At 42.3% G+C, this 17,331-nt stretch carries 17 protein-coding genes; 14 read left to right on the top strand and 3 right to left on the bottom strand.

What is annotated here, in order from left to right; all coding sequences use genetic code 11:
* Positions 1-11 precede the first annotated feature (11 nt).
* Positions 12-2,342 carry a DNA polymerase II gene (locus ABJF92_RS15230; RefSeq protein ID WP_446816736.1) on the top strand — a complete coding sequence of 777 codons (2,331 nt, stop codon included), beginning with the start codon at positions 12-14 and terminating at the stop codon, positions 2,340-2,342.
* Here ABJF92_RS15230 and ABJF92_RS15225 read toward each other — a convergent pair whose 3' ends face one another.
* Complete coding sequence (locus ABJF92_RS15225; protein ID WP_446816627.1) at positions 2,343-3,128, bottom strand: TatD family hydrolase; 786 nt, start codon at positions 3,126-3,128, stop codon at positions 2,343-2,345.
* A 186-nt stretch (positions 3,129-3,314) separates the two neighbouring features.
* Here ABJF92_RS15225 and ABJF92_RS15220 point away from each other — a divergent pair, with 186 nt between their 5' ends.
* From ABJF92_RS15220 to ABJF92_RS15195, 6 genes are all read left to right on the top strand, one after another.
* Positions 3,315-4,250, top strand: a complete 936-nt coding sequence (locus ABJF92_RS15220) for a chemotaxis protein CheV (RefSeq protein WP_446816626.1) — start codon at positions 3,315-3,317, stop codon at positions 4,248-4,250.
* Positions 4,251-4,325: 75 nt separating this feature from the next.
* The gene (locus ABJF92_RS15215; protein WP_446816625.1) at positions 4,326-5,129 is read left to right on the top strand and encodes a TSUP family transporter; all 804 of its coding nucleotides are present in this window, start codon (positions 4,326-4,328) and stop codon (positions 5,127-5,129) included.
* Positions 5,130-5,233: 104 nt separating this feature from the next.
* Entirely contained in the window at positions 5,234-6,226 is a 993-nt protein-coding gene (hemH, locus tag ABJF92_RS15210) for a ferrochelatase (RefSeq protein WP_446816624.1), read from the top strand.
* Positions 6,208-6,966, top strand: coding sequence for an HAD family hydrolase (locus ABJF92_RS15205; RefSeq protein ID WP_446816623.1), 759 nt, complete (start codon positions 6,208-6,210; stop codon positions 6,964-6,966). The genes hemH and ABJF92_RS15205 overlap by 19 nt, the downstream gene beginning before the upstream one ends.
* On the top strand, positions 6,953-7,321 hold the full coding sequence (locus tag ABJF92_RS15200; RefSeq protein ID WP_446816622.1) for a hypothetical protein: 369 nt from the start codon (positions 6,953-6,955) through the stop codon (positions 7,319-7,321). The genes ABJF92_RS15205 and ABJF92_RS15200 overlap by 14 nt, the downstream gene beginning before the upstream one ends.
* A 4-nt stretch (positions 7,322-7,325) precedes the next feature.
* The gene (locus ABJF92_RS15195; RefSeq protein ID WP_446816621.1) at positions 7,326-7,838 is read left to right on the top strand and encodes a topoisomerase DNA-binding C4 zinc finger domain-containing protein; all 513 of its coding nucleotides are present in this window, start codon (positions 7,326-7,328) and stop codon (positions 7,836-7,838) included.
* 2 nt (positions 7,839-7,840) lie between these two features.
* Here the strand turns inward: ABJF92_RS15195 and ABJF92_RS15190 are convergent, their stop codons facing one another.
* Positions 7,841-8,725 carry a TIGR01777 family oxidoreductase gene (locus ABJF92_RS15190; protein WP_446816620.1) on the bottom strand — a complete coding sequence of 295 codons (885 nt, stop codon included), beginning with the start codon at positions 8,723-8,725 and terminating at the stop codon, positions 7,841-7,843.
* Between the two features lie 188 nt (positions 8,726-8,913).
* On the opposite strand from ABJF92_RS15190, the gene ABJF92_RS15185 reads away from it, so the two are divergent.
* Genes ABJF92_RS15185 through ABJF92_RS15155 form a run of 7 tightly spaced genes read left to right on the top strand, consistent with a single transcriptional unit; the run spans position 8,914 to position 16,591 of the window.
* Positions 8,914-9,294 carry a sirohydrochlorin chelatase gene (locus ABJF92_RS15185; RefSeq protein ID WP_446816619.1) on the top strand — a complete coding sequence of 127 codons (381 nt, stop codon included), beginning with the start codon at positions 8,914-8,916 and terminating at the stop codon, positions 9,292-9,294.
* 36 nt (positions 9,295-9,330) lie between these two features.
* The gene (locus ABJF92_RS15180) at positions 9,331-10,731 is read left to right on the top strand and encodes a Wadjet anti-phage system protein JetA family protein (RefSeq protein ID WP_446816618.1); all 1,401 of its coding nucleotides are present in this window, start codon (positions 9,331-9,333) and stop codon (positions 10,729-10,731) included.
* On the top strand, positions 10,724-11,365 hold the full coding sequence (locus tag ABJF92_RS15175) for a DUF4194 domain-containing protein (protein WP_446816617.1): 642 nt from the start codon (positions 10,724-10,726) through the stop codon (positions 11,363-11,365). The genes ABJF92_RS15180 and ABJF92_RS15175 overlap by 8 nt, the downstream gene beginning before the upstream one ends.
* A 9-nt stretch (positions 11,366-11,374) precedes the next feature.
* Complete coding sequence (locus tag ABJF92_RS15170) at positions 11,375-14,794, top strand: SbcC/MukB-like Walker B domain-containing protein (protein WP_446816616.1); 3,420 nt, start codon at positions 11,375-11,377, stop codon at positions 14,792-14,794.
* 8 nt (positions 14,795-14,802) lie between these two features.
* Positions 14,803-15,108: a BolA/IbaG family iron-sulfur metabolism protein gene (locus ABJF92_RS15165; protein ID WP_446816615.1), complete on the top strand. Its 306-nt coding sequence runs from the start codon at positions 14,803-14,805 to the stop codon at positions 15,106-15,108.
* 27 nt (positions 15,109-15,135) lie between these two features.
* Positions 15,136-15,438 (top strand): STAS domain-containing protein, encoded by a 303-nt coding sequence (locus tag ABJF92_RS15160; protein WP_446816614.1) that lies wholly within the window; start codon positions 15,136-15,138, stop codon positions 15,436-15,438.
* Between the two features lie 10 nt (positions 15,439-15,448).
* The gene (locus tag ABJF92_RS15155) at positions 15,449-16,591 is read left to right on the top strand and encodes a SpoIIE family protein phosphatase (RefSeq protein ID WP_446816613.1); all 1,143 of its coding nucleotides are present in this window, start codon (positions 15,449-15,451) and stop codon (positions 16,589-16,591) included.
* A 48-nt stretch (positions 16,592-16,639) separates the two neighbouring features.
* Here ABJF92_RS15155 and ABJF92_RS15150 read toward each other — a convergent pair whose 3' ends face one another.
* The gene (locus ABJF92_RS15150; protein WP_446816612.1) at positions 16,640-17,275 is read right to left on the bottom strand and encodes a YecA/YgfB family protein; all 636 of its coding nucleotides are present in this window, start codon (positions 17,273-17,275) and stop codon (positions 16,640-16,642) included.
* Between the last annotated feature and the right edge of the window lie 56 nt (positions 17,276-17,331).

Below are 17,331 nucleotides of genomic sequence, written 5' to 3'. Positions count from 1 at the left end.
GCGTGACTAAAATGATAGAAGGCAAGGGCTACATTATTAGTCGGCACACTAAAGAGGTAGAAGGGCGTATAGAGCAGAGTTTCTTTGTTAAAACGCCCCAAGGAACGGTTCAGCTTTTCCCTGAAAAACAATTTAGTATTTTTTTTACCAATGCTCCTTTGGATATATTTGGGCGGATAATAGACGGGTTAGAGATTACCGCAAGCCCTTATCGTTCTTTTAGCAAAGAGAGCGTTGCAGCCATAAAATGCCATAGTCTAACGTTGCAAAAACAAGCCATTAAGTTAATAAAATCTCATGGCTATGAAGTTTATGAAGAAGACATTAAGGCCCACAACCGTTATCTCATGGAGCGGGATATTCGAGGTGCGGTGCGATTCATTGGCGAACCCGATTTAGCCCAGCAACGTTACCATCAAGCTCGGCTCATCCCAGGTGACTGGCAGCCACAGTGGCGCGTTTGGTCATTAGATATTGAAACATCCGTCACCAATAACACCTTGCTGTCTATCGGTATTACTTGCGATGAAGAGCGCTGTGTATTTGTCGTCACTGATTCGGCTTATGATGCACCAGGGGTCTATGTTTTTCGTGATGAAAAATCCCTGTTACTGGCCTTTATCCAATTTGTGAAAAAGCATTCGCCAGATATCTTTATTGGCTGGAACCTCATCAGCTTTGATCTACATTTCATCGATCAACGTTGCCAAATACTTGGCGTTAGGCCTGCTTTTGGTGTGAATGGTGAAACGTGGCAACTAAGAGCATCCGATAATCAGGGTCGATACTTCATCAGCATTCCCGGTCGTGTTGCTTTAGATGGCATCACCTTATTGAAAGTGGGAGGCTATCACTTTGAATCCTACAGTTTAAACCATGTTAGTCAGCAAATATTACAAGACTCTAAACTGCTAAAAGGTTCAAGTCGTTGGCAGGAAATCGAGCGTATGCACGCCGAAGATTTACCCATGTTTATTGCCTATAATTTACAGGACTGTGATCTTGTCTATCGAATTTTTAATAAGCTTAAGCTCATTGAGCTACAACAAACTCGGGTAGATTTAACGGGCATCCCCTTTGAGCAGCCGGGTGGTTCTGTTGCCGCATTCGAGAATTTATATTTACCCAGATTGCATAATAAAGGCTGGGTAGCGCCAGCATGGCGAGATGAAGCGTTTGTTGCAAGTCCTGGCGGCTTTGTTATGTCCTCAATCCCTGGCCTGTATAAAAATGTCTTAGTGTTTGATTTCAAAAGCCTGTACCCCAGCATTATTCGTACATTTTTTATTGATCCGTTGGCGCGTATTTGTGCTCAAGGACATCCTGAGGGTGCTGAGGGTCAAAATGTCCCCGGTTATCTTGGGGCAAGTTTTAGCAAGTCCGAGGCAATTTTGCCCGAACTTGTCAGTGAGCTTGCTCACGCAAGAGAGGCAGCGAAGAAATCCTCAAATGACGTTTTAAGTTATGCCATTAAAATCATCATGAACTCTTTTTATGGGGTGTTGGGCTCTAATGTCTGCCGCTTTTATCATGCTGAATTAGCCAGCTCCATTACTATGAGAGGTCATGAACTACTGGGCCTAACCAAAAAATGGATGGAAGAGAGCGGAGCTAAGGTCATTTATGGGGACACAGATTCGCTCTTCGTCACCTTGGTTGATGATGTTGAGGACCCGCAAAAGGAAGGCTCTAGACTTTGCCATGCTATGAATGTGCGACTAAAAGACTGGTGTGCAGATTACGCGCAACTTGATTCGAAATTAGAGCTCGAGTTTGAACGTTTATACAGTCGCTTTTTTATGCCGACCATTCGTGGACAAGAAGAAGGCAGCAAGAAACGCTATGCTGGGCTTGCTAACGATGAGTTAGTATTTAAGGGGTTGGAAGCGGCTAGAACGGATTGGACGCCTCTGGCTCGCAATGTTCAACGCAAGTTGTTTGAACTAATTTTCAATGATGAAAACCCAATTGGCTATATTCAATCGGTTATTGCCGATTTACTGGCTGGCAAGTTTGATCAAGACCTTATTTACAGCAAACAGCTGAGTCGACCGCTAAGCGCATACACTAAGAATAAGCCACCCCATGTTCGAGCGGCCACCATGATAGACGAAGAGCGAAAAGCCCTAGGACAACCCTTGGAGTTTGATAAAGGCCGCAAGCGTGTCGCTTACTATTATCAGCTATCGGGAGTAAAGCCTTATAACGATGCAGAAAAGCCAACCAACATTGATTATGATCATTACATCGAAAAACAAATTACGCCCATTGCCGACAGTTTGCTACCCTTCTTTAATACCAATATGGAAACCTTGCTGTCTAAACAAATGACACTGCTGTAATTAGATCGTTCGGGGCTTTATCCCAAATAAGGTTTGGCTGTTTTTTCGGGTTTGCTGAATAAGCTCATTAACAGACATGTTTTTGAGTTTGGCGACTTCCTCTGCAACATAGGGCAAATATTTAGGGTGGTTACGTTTTGGCCTTGGTCGTATGTTCCTTGGCAACAAATAGGGGGCATCGGTTTCTAGGTGCAATTTATCCAGCGGTATAAAGGGTAGGGAATCTTGTAAATCTTGTCCACGACGCTCATCACATACCCAGCCCGTGATGCCGATGGACAAACCGAGTGAAACATAGTTTTTCAATTGTTCAGGATTACCCGTAAAACAGTGCACTATGGATTTACTGGTAAGGGCCGGATACTTTTCTAGGTGTTTCAGCATTTCATCGTGGGCATCACGCTCATGTAAGTACAATGGCAAATCGAACTCTAGCGCCAACTCAATTTGTTGCTCAAAAGCGTATACTTGTTGTGCTGGTGTCGAGTAATTGCGGTTAAAGTCTAGGCCAGTTTCACCAATAGCCACAGGGTTACTTTGTGCTATTAGTTTTCTAGCTTGGGCTAAGCTGTCCTGTTGCCAATCTTTAGCGTGATGAGGGTGGCAACCTATGGTGTACCAAAGCATGTCGTGTTGTTCACACAACACCATAATGGTTTGGCTTTCCTCTAGATCCGATGCGATACAAACTAGATCACTCACACCCGCTTGTGCAGAATCGTATAGGGTTGTCGCAAGATCATCTAGGTAATAGGAATGGTTGATGTTCACACCAATATCGATCATGTAACAGCCCTTAAAATTAAGCTAAGATGGAAGATTACCACGTCTGCACCGAGTGGCTTATAAGCCCAACTGGTACAAAAAATGCCTAACTCATTATATTTGATCAAAAAAATACTGCCACATTTGTATTAATGCAATATCATAGGTCTATGATAACTGGCAAACATTAGAACTTTGGAGAAATGTATGGCGAGCATGCTAGAGGCCGTTGACCAACGTACCAAACTGGTAGGTGAAAACCGCTTAGAACTGCTGATGTTCAGAATGAATGGTATGCAGATGTTTGCTATCAACGTATTTAAAGTTCAAGAGGTCGTACAACTACCTAAATTGAATTTAATGCCCCACCGTCATCCTTCTGTAGCTGGTGTCACACATTTCCGTAATCGAACCATTCCTGTTGTTGACCTGTCTGAATCCATCGGAATGCGCCCGATTAATCGTGATGAGCCCTGTAATTTGATTGTTACTGAATACAATAATTCTGTACAAGGCTTCATGGTGGGTGAGGTTGATCGCATTATTAATATGAATTGGAATGAAATTCTTCCACCACCAGATGGAACCGGCCGACAACATTACCTTACTGCAATTACTCGTGTGAAAGAGCGGATTGTTGAAATTATTGATGTGGAAAAAGTGTTGGCTGAGATTTCACCTTACGATAGTTCAATTAGCCCAGACGTCATTGACGAGGATTTGTTAGCCCTAGCCAAAGGCTTAGAAGTGCTTATCGTAGATGATTCTTCTGTAGGTTTGGCTCAGTGTCGATCTACCCTCGATTACTTGGGGATAACGGTTCATATCGCCACCGACGGTAAACGAGCCCTCGAGAAACTGAAAAAATGGTCCGCTGATGGTGAAGTTGTCCCAGAGAAACTCTTAATGATGATTACGGATGCCGAAATGCCCGAAATGGATGGTTACCGTTTAACTCGTGAAGTAAGAGAAGACCCAAAACTTAAAGATCTATATATTGTTCTACATACGTCTTTAAGTGGTAGCTTCAATAAAGCCATGGTTCAAAAAGTAGGGTGTGATGATTTTCTCTCTAAATTCCAACCCGACAAACTTGCTACATTGATCCAAGAACGTATTCGAAGCGTAGTCTATCGAGAATAGTTGTAACGGATTTAACCATTTTAAAAAACAGGCGATGGCCTGTTTTTTTTTTGAGCAAGTTGAGTGATTATCTGAATGACAGAATACTATATCTTATTGCTAATCGTTGGCGCCGCCAGTGGCACTTTAGCGGCGTTAATAAACACCTGCTCAACATTGTTGATCATACCCAGCGTGTTTTTTTTCATGTCGCTACTTGGCTTTAAGTCTGAAGAAATGTTGTTGCCCCTCATTGCTAGTACACTGGTCGCGTTATTGCCAAGCCACTTGTATCAATGGTTGCAAAATATTCATCAAGATACCCAGGCTTACAAAATTATTTTTGCCTATGCTCCAGGTCTTGCTATGGGTGGAGTGATAGGTGCCCAGACATTTTCGTTCATGCCTTATGCTTTCGTTATTTTGGCCTTAGCCATAATACTAGTGATCTCCAGTATCAATTTAGTTTTATACCGACGCCAAACTTCACTAAGCCTGCTTAAGGCAAAAAACCCTCTTAAGCTTTTCATTGGTCTTGGTATAGGGGCTTTAAGTATTTTGGCTTCTAATTCATCAAAGACCATAAATCAGACGTTATTGCCGGTGAGGTCAAATAACTCCTTGGTGGGTAATGCATGTGTTAGTGGGCTCGCTGTATTCACCAGTATCGGTGCTCTAGTTGGCTTTGTGTATCCAGCAAGCTCGTCAGGCTTACCAATGGGTGAAAACTATATTGGCTTGTTACATATACCAAGTGTGGTCATTCTGATGGCAAGTCATTTTATCGGTTATTGGTTGTTTAGCAAAAAAAGTACCCAGCTGGATACTATAATTGTCAGTTGGTTCGCCATAGGCTTATATCTTGTTACCAGTGTACGGTTAGCTTGGCGCCTAATTTAAGCAAGTAATGTCAGAGCAGTAGGCCGTTTTAAGGCGCTACTGCCTTGAATTTTATAGTTTTAGCGCTATTTACATAGTATTAGTTTTTATCGAAAGGGTTGTCTATGAAGAGTAAGGTCAATTACGGTGTATTGCTAATCAATCTTGGTACGCCAAAAGCTCCAACAGCACCAGAAGTTCGACAGTTTTTACGAGAGTTCTTGTCAGACCCTAGGGTTGTCGACCTTAACCCTTTACTCTGGAAGCCTATCTTAAATGCTGTAATTTTAACCATTCGACCGCCAAAAGTTGCCAAGGTGTATCAACTGGTATGGATGGAGGAAGGGTCACCCTTATTGGTTTATTCTCAGCGTTTAAAGGAAAAAGTAGCGACTGCGCTTATTGAGCAGAACGTACCGGTTGAACTGGCTATGACCTACGGCGAACCTAGTATTTCTGATGGCATAACAAAACTGCGTCAAGCTGGTGCTGAAAAGATTTTAATACTGCCCATGTACCCTCAGTTTTCATCAACTACCACTGCAGCCGCTTACGATAAGCTTATGTCTGTACTAAAAAACAATCCGCATTGGCCAAGTTTACATTTGATCCATGATTATGCCGACCATCCTTTGTACATTAAAGCTTTAGCAAACAGTGTGTCTAAGCAATGGGTCGAGCAGGGAGAAAAGCGCCATTTGGTGTTTTCTTATCATGGCATTCCAAAACGTTATGTACAGAATGGCGATCCTTATGCAAAAAGATGTGAGGCAACGAGTCAAGCTGTGGCAGAACTTTTACAGTTGGAAGACGAGGATTGGACTCATGTTTATCAGTCTCGCTTTGGCCGTGAAGAGTGGCTTAAACCCTATGCGGATGCGACTATTAGATCCTTACCCGACATGGGCATTAAAAAGATTAACGTCATCAGTCCTGCTTTTGCTGCCGACTGTATTGAGACACTTGAAGAAATTAAGTTAGAGCTTGGTAATGAATTTGGCGATCACGGCGGTACGGCATTTGATTATGTGCCTGCACTGAACGATGGTGATGACCATGTGACTTTATACCTTGCTCTTATTGAGGCAAATACTCGCCAATGGCAAACAATAGGCTAACCATGTTGACCAATCAAATTAAAGTTATCGCTTTTGATGCGGACGATACGCTTTGGAAAAATGAAGACATCTTTGTCCATACACAAGATGCGTTCGTGAGTTTACTCCTGCCATATCACGAGGATGCCTATATACGCGAACACCTTGCGGCCGTTCAAATCAATAATTTGAAGCATTTTGGCTACGGCATTAAAGGTTTTACGTTATCCATGATAGAAACCGCCATAGAACTGACAGAAGGGCGCATTACAGGCACTGAGATTCACCGTATCATTGAACTCGCTAAGGAAATGCTGGCGTATCCAATAACATTATTAGGCAATATTGAGTCGGTACTCAAAACCTTGAGTAAACATTATAAATTAATGGTTATTACGAAAGGCGATTTGTTGGATCAAGAAGGTAAAATTGCTCGTTCAGGCATTGCAGAATTATTTGATTATGTGGAAATCGTCAGTGATAAAACGCCAGTGGCTTATGAGCAAATATTGCAACGTTACGAGATTCCAGTGCAGAACTTCCTTATGGTAGGTAACTCTCTTAAATCCGATATATTGCCAGTGCTAGAACTTGGCGCGCAAGCGGTTCATATTCCCTATCACATGACTTGGGATCATGAGTGCGTCGATGAGAAAACGCTAAAAGAGTATCCTGACCTAATTACGATTGAGGATATTGAGCAACTATTGCAGCTACTTTCCACAAAAAATACTGAGAAGGTGTGTGATGAAGCTTTTTAAAATTCTATTGATCGTCTTACTTTCTTTTACCACAGTTATCCATGCAGAGCAGACTTTTCTTGAAAAAACACAAGAAGGTGCTGCTTCCTTGTGGGAAAAGACTAAACAAAAAAGCTCTGAGGTGGCGGATCAGGTCTCAGAGAAGTCCATTGTACTCAGAGAGAAAGCAGGTGAAAGCGGATCAGAAGTTGCAGAGAAAGCAAAAGTGACCGGCGCTAAAGTTTGGAGCTCTGTTAAAGAGGCAGGACAAGCGGTGACTTCAAAAACCAAACAGGGTATTGAAAAATTAAAAGAAAGCACTCAGCATAAGGAATGTGAAGAAGATTCAGCCTTATGTTTTGCTGATAAAGAGTAAATGAGTGGACAAGAAATTACCGCCGTCAAATACGAGAGTTAGTGGCTGGGAACAAGAGTTTCTGGAGCAGGACGACGCTCATATAAAGGCGGCCAAAATACGCTATCGCTGCCCGAAATGCGAAGCATTACTAAGTTTAAAGAATGGTAGTAAAGGCAAATTCTGGGGCTGTGAAAATTACCCAAGTTGCGACTACACCGCCAATGATGAAGGCGGCAAACCGGTGCGCAGTAAGCGTTATTTTTGTCCTGCTTGCCAATCTGTGCTGAGAAAGAAAACATTTGGCGATAATGTATTCTGGGGCTGTTCGAATTACCCCGATTGCAAGATCACCTTAGAAGATGACAACGGCGTACCTTCAAGCTCAAAAAAATACCCTTGTCGTGTTTGTGGTCATTACTTGGTCAGGAAGAAAAGTAAAAATGGATACTTTTGGGGGTGTATAACCTACCCGAAATGCACTCATACTTTGAGTGATGACAACAACGCCCCTAAACTCAAAAAACCCAAGGCCTAACGCTAGCTTACAGACCAATGTTTCTCGATATCGAGAAGGGCTTCATCTATCGTTTTAAATTGAAAGTCAAAATTTTCTTCCAATAATCGCTTAGGGTACACTGCAGCACCTTGCGTCAACAAAACAGACATTTCACCCAATAAAAGATTCAGCAAGGCTTTCGGAGTGGTTAGCCATGATGGTCGTTTCAAGCTGGTGGCATAATGCTGGGCAAAAACGTTTTGTCGTATTGGTGTTGGCGCAGTTAAGTTATAGATACCATTGAGTTGATCCGTGTTAATTGCGATTAAAATTGCTTGCACTACATCCTCTATATGAACCCAGCTAAACCATTGGTTGCCATCACCAATTTTTCCACCAAGCGCCATGAGGTAAGCGGGGCGCATTTTCACTAAGGCACCGCCTTTACCCAATACAACACCTAGCCTAAAAATGATCTGTTTGTCAGCGTTTAAGGCTTCTACTGCTTGTTCCCATTGGTGGCAAAGCTGATGAGTAAAGCTTTCTTCAGCGGGCGTGAATTCATCAACTTGATCATTGTTAGTGTCTCCATAAAAGCCAATGGCAGACATCGAGATTACTTTCTTGGGTGGGTACTTGAGTTGCCTAGCAATTTGCTCTGTAAGCGTAACTCTGCTCCCATAAAGCTCTAGCTTTCGTGACTTGCTCCAAGGTTTAGCAGCAATGTTTTCACCCGCTAAATTGATAAAACAATCTATTTGCTCCGTTATGATGTCTATTTCCGACACTAATACTTGCTGTACCCCATTGGGCAGGGTGGAGGAATGCTTACGAACAACCGCGATCAGCTGATGCCGGTTAAGATTAATCTTTGAGAGTAAATGCTGGCCAATAAAGCCTGTTAACCCAGTGATCATAATCAGCATTATCGTTGCTCCTTTCAGCTCTAAAACTTAATACATACGTTAAAAAAATGATTTTGGATCAATGATTTCAGTAAATTTGATAATTAACGAATTAGTGGGTATAAGATTTAAAGGTTTTTATTATTGTGACTTCTTTTTCTCTATTAGGATGGCTAAAATGTGCTTATCAAGTGACACTAGGTATAACCATGCTACATGAAGAATACGATCATATAATATTACTTGCCCATGGAAGTCCAGACCCTCTTTGGAAGCAACCATTCGAGTCACTCTATGAACAAGCCATAACGCTTTATGGTCGTCAACGTTGCAGTCTCGCCTTTATGGAATTAACCACACCCACATTAGAAGAAGTAACATTCAACTTGCCTGCTAATGTGAATAAAGTAGGGGTTTTACCACTCTTTTTAGCGGTTGGTCGTCATCTCAGAAAAGATGTGCCATTACAAATTCAAGCACTTCAAAGTGAGCATTTAACGATGACGTTACTGCCCCCCATAGGCGAAGATGAAATCATCAAGCAAGCCATGCAAGAAGTGATCGCTTCCCATATTGGTAAGACCCTATGATAATGCAAATACAGACCCTGCCATGGAGCATGCTATATGCTGTTTAAACATTTGCCCGATGAGATTTTTCAGGCACTAAGTGGCTCAAACAAGGCATTAATCGAATCCGTTTTATTTGACCTGTCAGACGTTTTTTATGATCATGCGGAAGACCCGATCAAAGACAAATCAACCATTATTGAATCCATTGAAGATACCCTTCACAAACTTGATACGCTCGCGTGGCATGATGATCAAAAGGAATCGTTTGATTCACCAAAAACCATTCATGATTATGCCCTAAGAATTTATCACCGCTTGGTGAAAACGGGCTGGCTGGTAGAAGAGCAAGAGCTGTATCGTGTCAGTGTGTTGATGACACCACAAATTTCCATGTTGTTACGCTCGTTAGTGGAAATTAGCCGTCACGGTAAACGCAATTATGGCGCGACAGTTTTAAGTATTTTGAGCAACCTTGAATCCGTTGCTAATCATCCGAAAGAGCGAGGGGTGACTCTTAGCCAATCTGCTGAGGCGGCACGTGAGTTCTCTGCCCACTTGAACCAAATATTATTGGGTATTCGTAGCTTACAACGTGAACTTTTTGCGAGCCGAGACCCTAAAGCAATTGTTGCAGGTTTCTTCGATTTGTTTGTGGAAGGCATCTTAATTGCAGACTACAAAACTATCAAAACAAGCAATAACCCTTTCAGGTTTCGTCGCCAAATTCTTGAACATACCCAGAGCTTTCTAAGTGACCCTGAATTACTTGGGCAGATAGCCCAGTGCTATATTGATCAGCAACTGATTACCATGGCGCAAGCACAAGCCATGATAGAAAAAGATTGTCAGGATATTATTCAGACCTTTAGCAGCATTGAGCAGCGCTTGGAAAGAATCGATGAATACCGATACCGTTTAGAAAAGCGTGCCGCCGATACGGCACGTTACATGGACAGTTCGCGTCCTGGCATGGCCAATAAAATTGCCGGTGTTATTTCAGATGTGGCGAGCTATGAATCTCTTCCCACCCTGAAACAGGTTGTAGGGGCTAAATTCGTTGGCATGGAATCGGCTGCTCAACCCACCAAACGCCGTGAACCACCACCACCTAGGGTAATGACACCTGCAGAAATTTCGGTTGATGCCATTAAGTTAAGGGAGCAACAGCGCCGCTTCCATGAAGCTCGTCAAGTAACCGTTGTGAAGCTACAGAGCTACCTTGAAAGGCAAATGTCAAATCATGAAACGCGTCATATCCTCGATTTTAGCATTGAGTCCGTTGAAGATTTCGTGTGTTTTGACCATTTAAGATACATAGGCTCACTCGGTGTAAATGCCAAAAAAATCGAAAATCAATTCGAAATACAATTTACCGATCAGTATTTAGATGTACATAAATTTGTGGAATGCCGCGAATTTAACGTAGTACGTAGGAGCGAGAAAGCGGATGCTTAAAGAATTAAAAAAAGTCGTTGAAGAATCTGGTAAGGATGCGCAAGAGTTTCAGCAGACTGCTAACTTTATCATTGCCAATCAATTTGCCAGCGCCTACAAACACGGCCAGCGTAAACATTATTTGCTCATCGAATCCTACCAAGACTATTTCAGTATTTTGTTCGATGCATTAGGCATGAAGCTGTATGTCAATGAAAATGAGCGTTTAGCGGGTGTACTTCCAGTACAAAGAGAAGCTTTCGTACGCCTTAAAACCGATGAAACCTTATTTTTGCTTGTGCTCCGTCAGATCTATGAAGAGAAGATTGAGAACTTTGAGGTCGACAACGGATTTGTAGCAACCAACACTCACACCATTCTTGACCGATATGTACAGCTCGTAAAGCGTGAAATTCCATCAGAAACCCGTTTTAAAGACATCTTAGCTTTGTTTAGTCGTCATGGCGTCTTGATTCGTGGCAAGGTCTACGAAGAAGATAGTAAAAATATGATGATCAATATTACCCCCGTGGTTCGATTGATTGTCACGGAAGCTTACTTAAGACAGCTTGAATCGTTTAACGGCACAGATCCTGAAGATGATCTTGATACAGAGAACGACCTTGAAAACGCATCAGAATCTACTCAAGACTAGGGCCAAAATATGAAAAAGTTAAATCGAATCGTATTAGTAAATTGGTACCTATTGGGTGCAGAAGAAATTGAAATTCGCGGTAATACCGCCATTATCGGGCCTACTGGTTCGGGTAAATCATCACTGCTTGATGCTATCCAAACCGTGCTAACAGGTGCTAGCAAACGCCATTTGAATTACAACGCCAGTGCAAACGATGGTAAGGCCAGTGGTCGTAGCATTCGTTCCTATATATTAGGCATGATAGATTCCGGGCAGGCCAATGCTAAAGTATTTGGTACAGAGCCTCGCCAAGATGCTATGAGCTATTTAGGTTTGGTGTTTGAAGACAGTAATACAGGTAAAGAGTCGACTGTCGGTCTAGCATTGAGTGCTTCCTTAGCGTCCCCAGAAGAAGATATTCTTGGTCGTTTTGTATTGCCAAACTATGGTGCCCGCAAGACCGATTTCATTGACGCATTAGAAGGCAAAAGCTATCAAGCCAAACCTTGGATTGAAGTACGTGAGTCATTGAAAAAACAGTGTTTAGACCCATATATTAAGTCGGGTAGCGCCTCTGCAACTCAGTATATTAACCGCTATCTTGAAGAGTTAAGCCCAAGCGCAGATCAATTGATCACGTTAGATGGCTTCTTAAAGAACTTTAAGAATGCGCTTAAGTTTGTTCCCATCGCTTCACCAACACGTTTTGTTCAAGATTTTGTCTTGGCAGAAGCACCATTGCAGGTGGGAGCTTATCAAAAATCCCTTAATGAATACCGTCACCTTGAAGCCAAGACCCTTGAAGTTTCCAAGCGCATTGATGATTTAAAGCTCATACAGCAAGATTGTCTGAAAAAGCATCAGCAAGAACAAAGTGCAATCAACTATCAATGGGTAGCAACCGAAGCTCGGTTTGATGAATTGGGCAGCAAGCAAGACGACATTCAAGATCAATATGAATTGCAACAGGAGCGCGAAGAGGAGATAGAAGAAGAACTGTCCACTCAAGCCAGTTTGCTAAAGCAATTACAAGGTCAGTTGTTACGCTTAGAGCAACAGTACGAACATTCAGATGTTGGCCTTAAGCTACAGCAGCTTGAGCAAAATAAAAAGTTGCTCACGTTACAAGGTCAACAAGATCAAAAAGCTTTGCTACAAGTTCGTCAGTTAACGCTATTGCTGGACTCTTTAAAACAGTTTGATGACATCTTATCCTCTGATGTTAAGACATTTGTGACCGAGTTTTCTCAGTTTAAGGGCCTTATCGCTGACGACGGGCAAGTGACAGGAAGTTTAAAACCACTTTCACAAAAACTGAGCGCGCTTAACAAATTATTGGATGAGGAAAAATCTCAAGTTTTCCGTCAGCGCTCTGAATTAAACCGAAATATTCTTAATTTGAAAGACGAGTGCAAGCAGCTTGAAGCCGATGTTTTTTCCTTAAAAGGTGGCGTTAGCCCACTGTCACAAAATACAAAACGACTCATCAGTTTATTAAAAGACGCAGACATAGTTGCCACACCTCTAAGTCATCTAGCTGAAGTGACCGATAGAAAGTGGCAAGATGCCATTGAAGGTTATCTTGGTGCACAGCGAGAAGCCTTAATCGTTGAGCCAGAAGATGCTGAAGAAGCCATTCGAATTTTCCGTGCTCACCGTCGCCAATTAATGGGGTGTCGCGTCATTGATACCACCCAAACACGTTTATGGTTGAATCGCGGGGATCATAAGTCCGCTTTACGTTTTATTCGTTGTAATAATGACCACGCCCAGGCTTATTTGAATCGCCGTTTAGGTGGTATTAAACCTGTCGAAACGGAGCGTGAATTGTTACGTGAAGACAGCGCTATGACTGCTGACGGCATGTTAAAGCTATCTGGTACTATCTCCACCATACGCTCAGTTCCTCATATGATGGTAGGCATTAATACAGATGGTATGCGTAAGTCTCGAGAAGATAAGTTAGCAACGTTAAGTGCAGAATTGATGGATCACTTAAAAGTGGACCAGCGCCTTGAACAAGCTGACAATTTATTAGGCCGCGTTATGGCCAGCAATCAAATCGATGCAGAGGCCCTAAGCAGCGCCAATCACACTTTGACTCGCCTTAACCAAGAGCTTGAAAGTGTAGAAGCCGACATTCAGCAGCTACAAAAACATGATGATACAGAGCTTCAAGAACGTATTGAGGAACTCAAAGGACGCATCGCAAGTGTTGAACTTGATCAGAAAAAACTGGATCGCGAACGTCAGCAGATTGCCGAACAGTTTGGTTCATTAAACACCCAAAAGAACCAGTTAAGCACGGCTTTATCGGCATTAGACGAAGATAGAAACCGTCTCACCGCCAACCCTAAATTTGATGCAGAATTTGCCAGTGAACGCTATGCATTACTAGAAAGCAGCATGGTGAATGGTGCTGCCATCTATAAAGAAGCTATTAGTCGTTCAGAAAAAGCCAGTGAAAAAGCGCGTAGCTTTGATCAGAAGGTGCGAAAAGAAGTTGCCGATCACTATGGTAAATATCATCAGGCGAATTTAGACGACGATGTACAACTGGATTATCTTGAATCTAAATTCGAAGAGTTTGAGCACTATGTTTCATATCAAATAGATGTGTTAAGCGAAACTGAGTTGGCTAAATATTCTAAGCGTGCAGAGCTTGCCCGCCGCGAAGCGGAAGAAACCTTTCGCTCGGACTATGTATCCAAGCTGAAAGATTCTCTTGACCAAGTAGCTCACATCATCAGAGAGCTGAATCACAGCCTTAAACGTCGTCCCTTCAACCAAGAGATCTATCAATTCCGCTATTATGCGAATGGTGATATGAAGGATATCTTAGACTTAGTTGAAAGATTTAGTGCTCAAGATCAAGCTAACGTTGGGGGGTTGTTTGATCCGGAACTAGCAGGGGACCCTGAGCACATTAGGGCGATCACAGCCATTCAGGAACTCATTTCGGATGAAGATAAACAGCAGGACTTGGCCGACTATCGTAAATTCTACAACTTTGAAGTAGATATATTGGATAGCGAAGGCAATAAGAAAACGACTTTAAGCCAACGTATTCAAACGGGTTCTGGTGGCGAACACCAAATTCCATTCTACCTTGCTATTGCTGCCGCTTTGTCTACAACATATCGCCTACATGAGACCATGGATGGTGATATCGTGGGTGGTTTCTCATTGGCTATGTTTGACGAAGCCTTTAACAAAATTGATATGGTTAAAACTTCCACCTGTATGGGCTTTATGAAGGACATTGGCTTGCAGGTTATTGCTGCAGCACCGGATGATAAGCGTGCCGTTATGGCCGCCAATATGGATACGATCATCAGTGTATGGAGAGAAGGTGGGGCCGTTTCTATTGATGTAGCTTATCCTAAAGAGAAAGGCCAAGTGTTATTAAATGGTCAGACCGAGAATTTAGATAAACCAGCGTCTTAGAGAAAATTATGATAATTCAGCAACAAATCGAAGCACAATTAAAGTCTGCATTCAATGTAGAACACATTGAGCTTGTTAACGAGAGTTACAAGCATAACGTTCCTGCGGGAAGTGAGTCACATTTTAAACTAATTTTAGTTAGCGATGACTTTAATGGGAAAATGAAAGTGAAACGCCACCAGCTGGTTTACGGTGCCCTAGCGACAGAAATGGATTTGATACACGCCCTTGCTATGCATCCTTACACAACGGAAGAATGGGCTAAACTAGCTAAAAACGTTCCATCTTCGCCCAATTGTTTGGGAGGAGAGTAGTCGTAGGCACTACTTTAGGAGAATTTTATGAGTGTATCCGTTCAAGCTAACGAGTCACAAAAAACGTTGACCCTTCATATTATGGGGAGCTTTGATTTTTCATTGTTTAATGAATTCCGAGGCGCTTACAGCGACTATGCTGGCAAGTATGAAACCTACTTTGTGGACATGAGCCAAGTTGAGTATTTAGACAGTGCTGCCCTTGGCATGTTACTCAGTATGCGAAATGCTGTTGGCGAGCAGAGTAAAATCGAATTAATCGGTGCGAATAGCTTTATTAAAGACATTCTTATGATTTCTCGTTTCGACAAATTATTTGGAATTAAGTAAAGGATTTACAATGAAGCTTTTGTGCATTGACAGTGAAGCTGTATATCGTGAAATTGTCACCTTGTGTGCGGAAAGCGAAGGGCTTGAGGTAAAATCAGCCGGTTCTGTCGAACAAGCCTTGGCGCTTTTCGAAAACTGGCGTCCCGATATTGTTTGTTTAGATTATTTGCTGCAGGGCGGTAATGGCCTAGATTTGGTGAAACAGTTTAAAATTTTATCTGGTACGCGATATGTGCCGATGATTTTTTTAACTTCTCACGCGTCAGACTCTGTCATGGACTTATGCTTTAAAGCAGGGGCGGATGATTTTCTACCCAAGCCGTTCCATGAATTGTTGTTTTCTGTTCGCTTAAAAAAACACATTGAGCACGTTCAACTCATCAATGAGCTGTATGAGAAAAACACTACCTTAACCTATTACCAAACTATCAATGAACGTGAACATGAAATGGCCCATCAAGTGTTGGGGCATATCTTGCAACGTAATGATCAAAACAGTGATACGGTTGCGATTACCCACATATCAGCGGCCAGTTTTAACGGTGACCTTGCGTTAATTAAAACCCGAGCTGATGGCGCCAAATTGATTTTCGTCGGGGATTTCACGGGACATGGATTGTCAGCATCCATTGGCGCCTTACCCTTAGCACAAACTTTCTTTGACGCAGCTGACGAATGCCTCGACCTTGAGTCTTTAACCAAGCGTATTAACAGAATATTAAACAGTATTCTGCCTGATTATATGTTTTGCGCCGCCTACGTTTTACTTTTGGAGCCGAATAAACGTTTATCTTATTGGGGAGGCGGCATGCCTAACGCTTATATTCGCAAACAAACCGGCAGTATGACGCATTTATCTTCCCAACATATGCCATTAGGTGTGTTACCCAACCAAGTTTTTGAAAGTAACTTAGAGTCAATTCCTCTTAGTGATGGGGACAGTTTAGTCATTGTGTCTGATGGGGTACTTGAGCTTAAAGCCGAAGATGGTGTGATGCTAGGGCAACAAGCGACTGAAGCTTTAATTGGTGAGCACTATCAACAAGGTAATAATATCTCTACAGCTCAACAAGGCTTTCAGCAAGCTTTAGCCAATTATTCAATCAACGCTGTACAAGATGACGACATTACTATTTTTTCACTACGCGCTTAGTCATTTCCACAGCTGATACTGTGGTTTTCAGTATCAGCTGTTTGTCGTTTATTTGCGCTTATGTTTTTTATTGGTGTTTTTCTTGGCATTGTTTTGCTTAGGGAAAGGACGTTTTTCAGGTTCTGTTCTTAGTACCAAAAACAAATCCGTTACAACTTCTGGAATTTGAGCGATACAAGAGTTAGTAAGCTTTTCGCTTGAACGAATTTGTTTTACCTCTTCATCGTCAAAAAGATCGGAGGCTACCATCACAGGTAATAATAATTCAGCAACCACTTCTTCTTTCTCGGACTCGAACCAATCTTTCTCAGTCATGAAAACGCCTTCCATGAAACCAGTCGCCCATTCTTGAAGTTCGCTTAGTTCATCGTCCGATGTCCCCATTTCAATGTCGCAAGGAAACATGAAGCCTTCTTCAGATTCCAGCTCTTTTTGAATATCCGCAAACAAACGAGACAACAGTTGAAGGATTTGTTTTTCTTCTTTTTCAGAGCTAAATGTTGGTGTGTCTTCGAACACAACTGGCAACCAAGCTTCCTCAGGGATATCTGATGGACATATGGCCAAAGCGGTTAAAAAACCATGTGCCATGACAAAGTTCTGGCATTCTTCATGGACTTGATCGGAATCTAAAAAGTTTTCTAGCGTATCTAGTTCTAAGTCATCAAGAGGTTGGTGTGCCATGGGGGTTTCCTAATAAAAATAAGTCGCTTATTTTACCCAACTCAGGGGCAAAAATC

Origin of the sequence: Marinomonas sp. (assembly GCF_039940335.1) — a bacterium.
Classification (GTDB): domain Bacteria; phylum Pseudomonadota; class Gammaproteobacteria; order Pseudomonadales; family Marinomonadaceae; genus Marinomonas.
The sequence above is the reverse complement of the archived record's forward strand: the minus strand, read 5'-3'. Positions and strand labels throughout refer to the sequence as shown.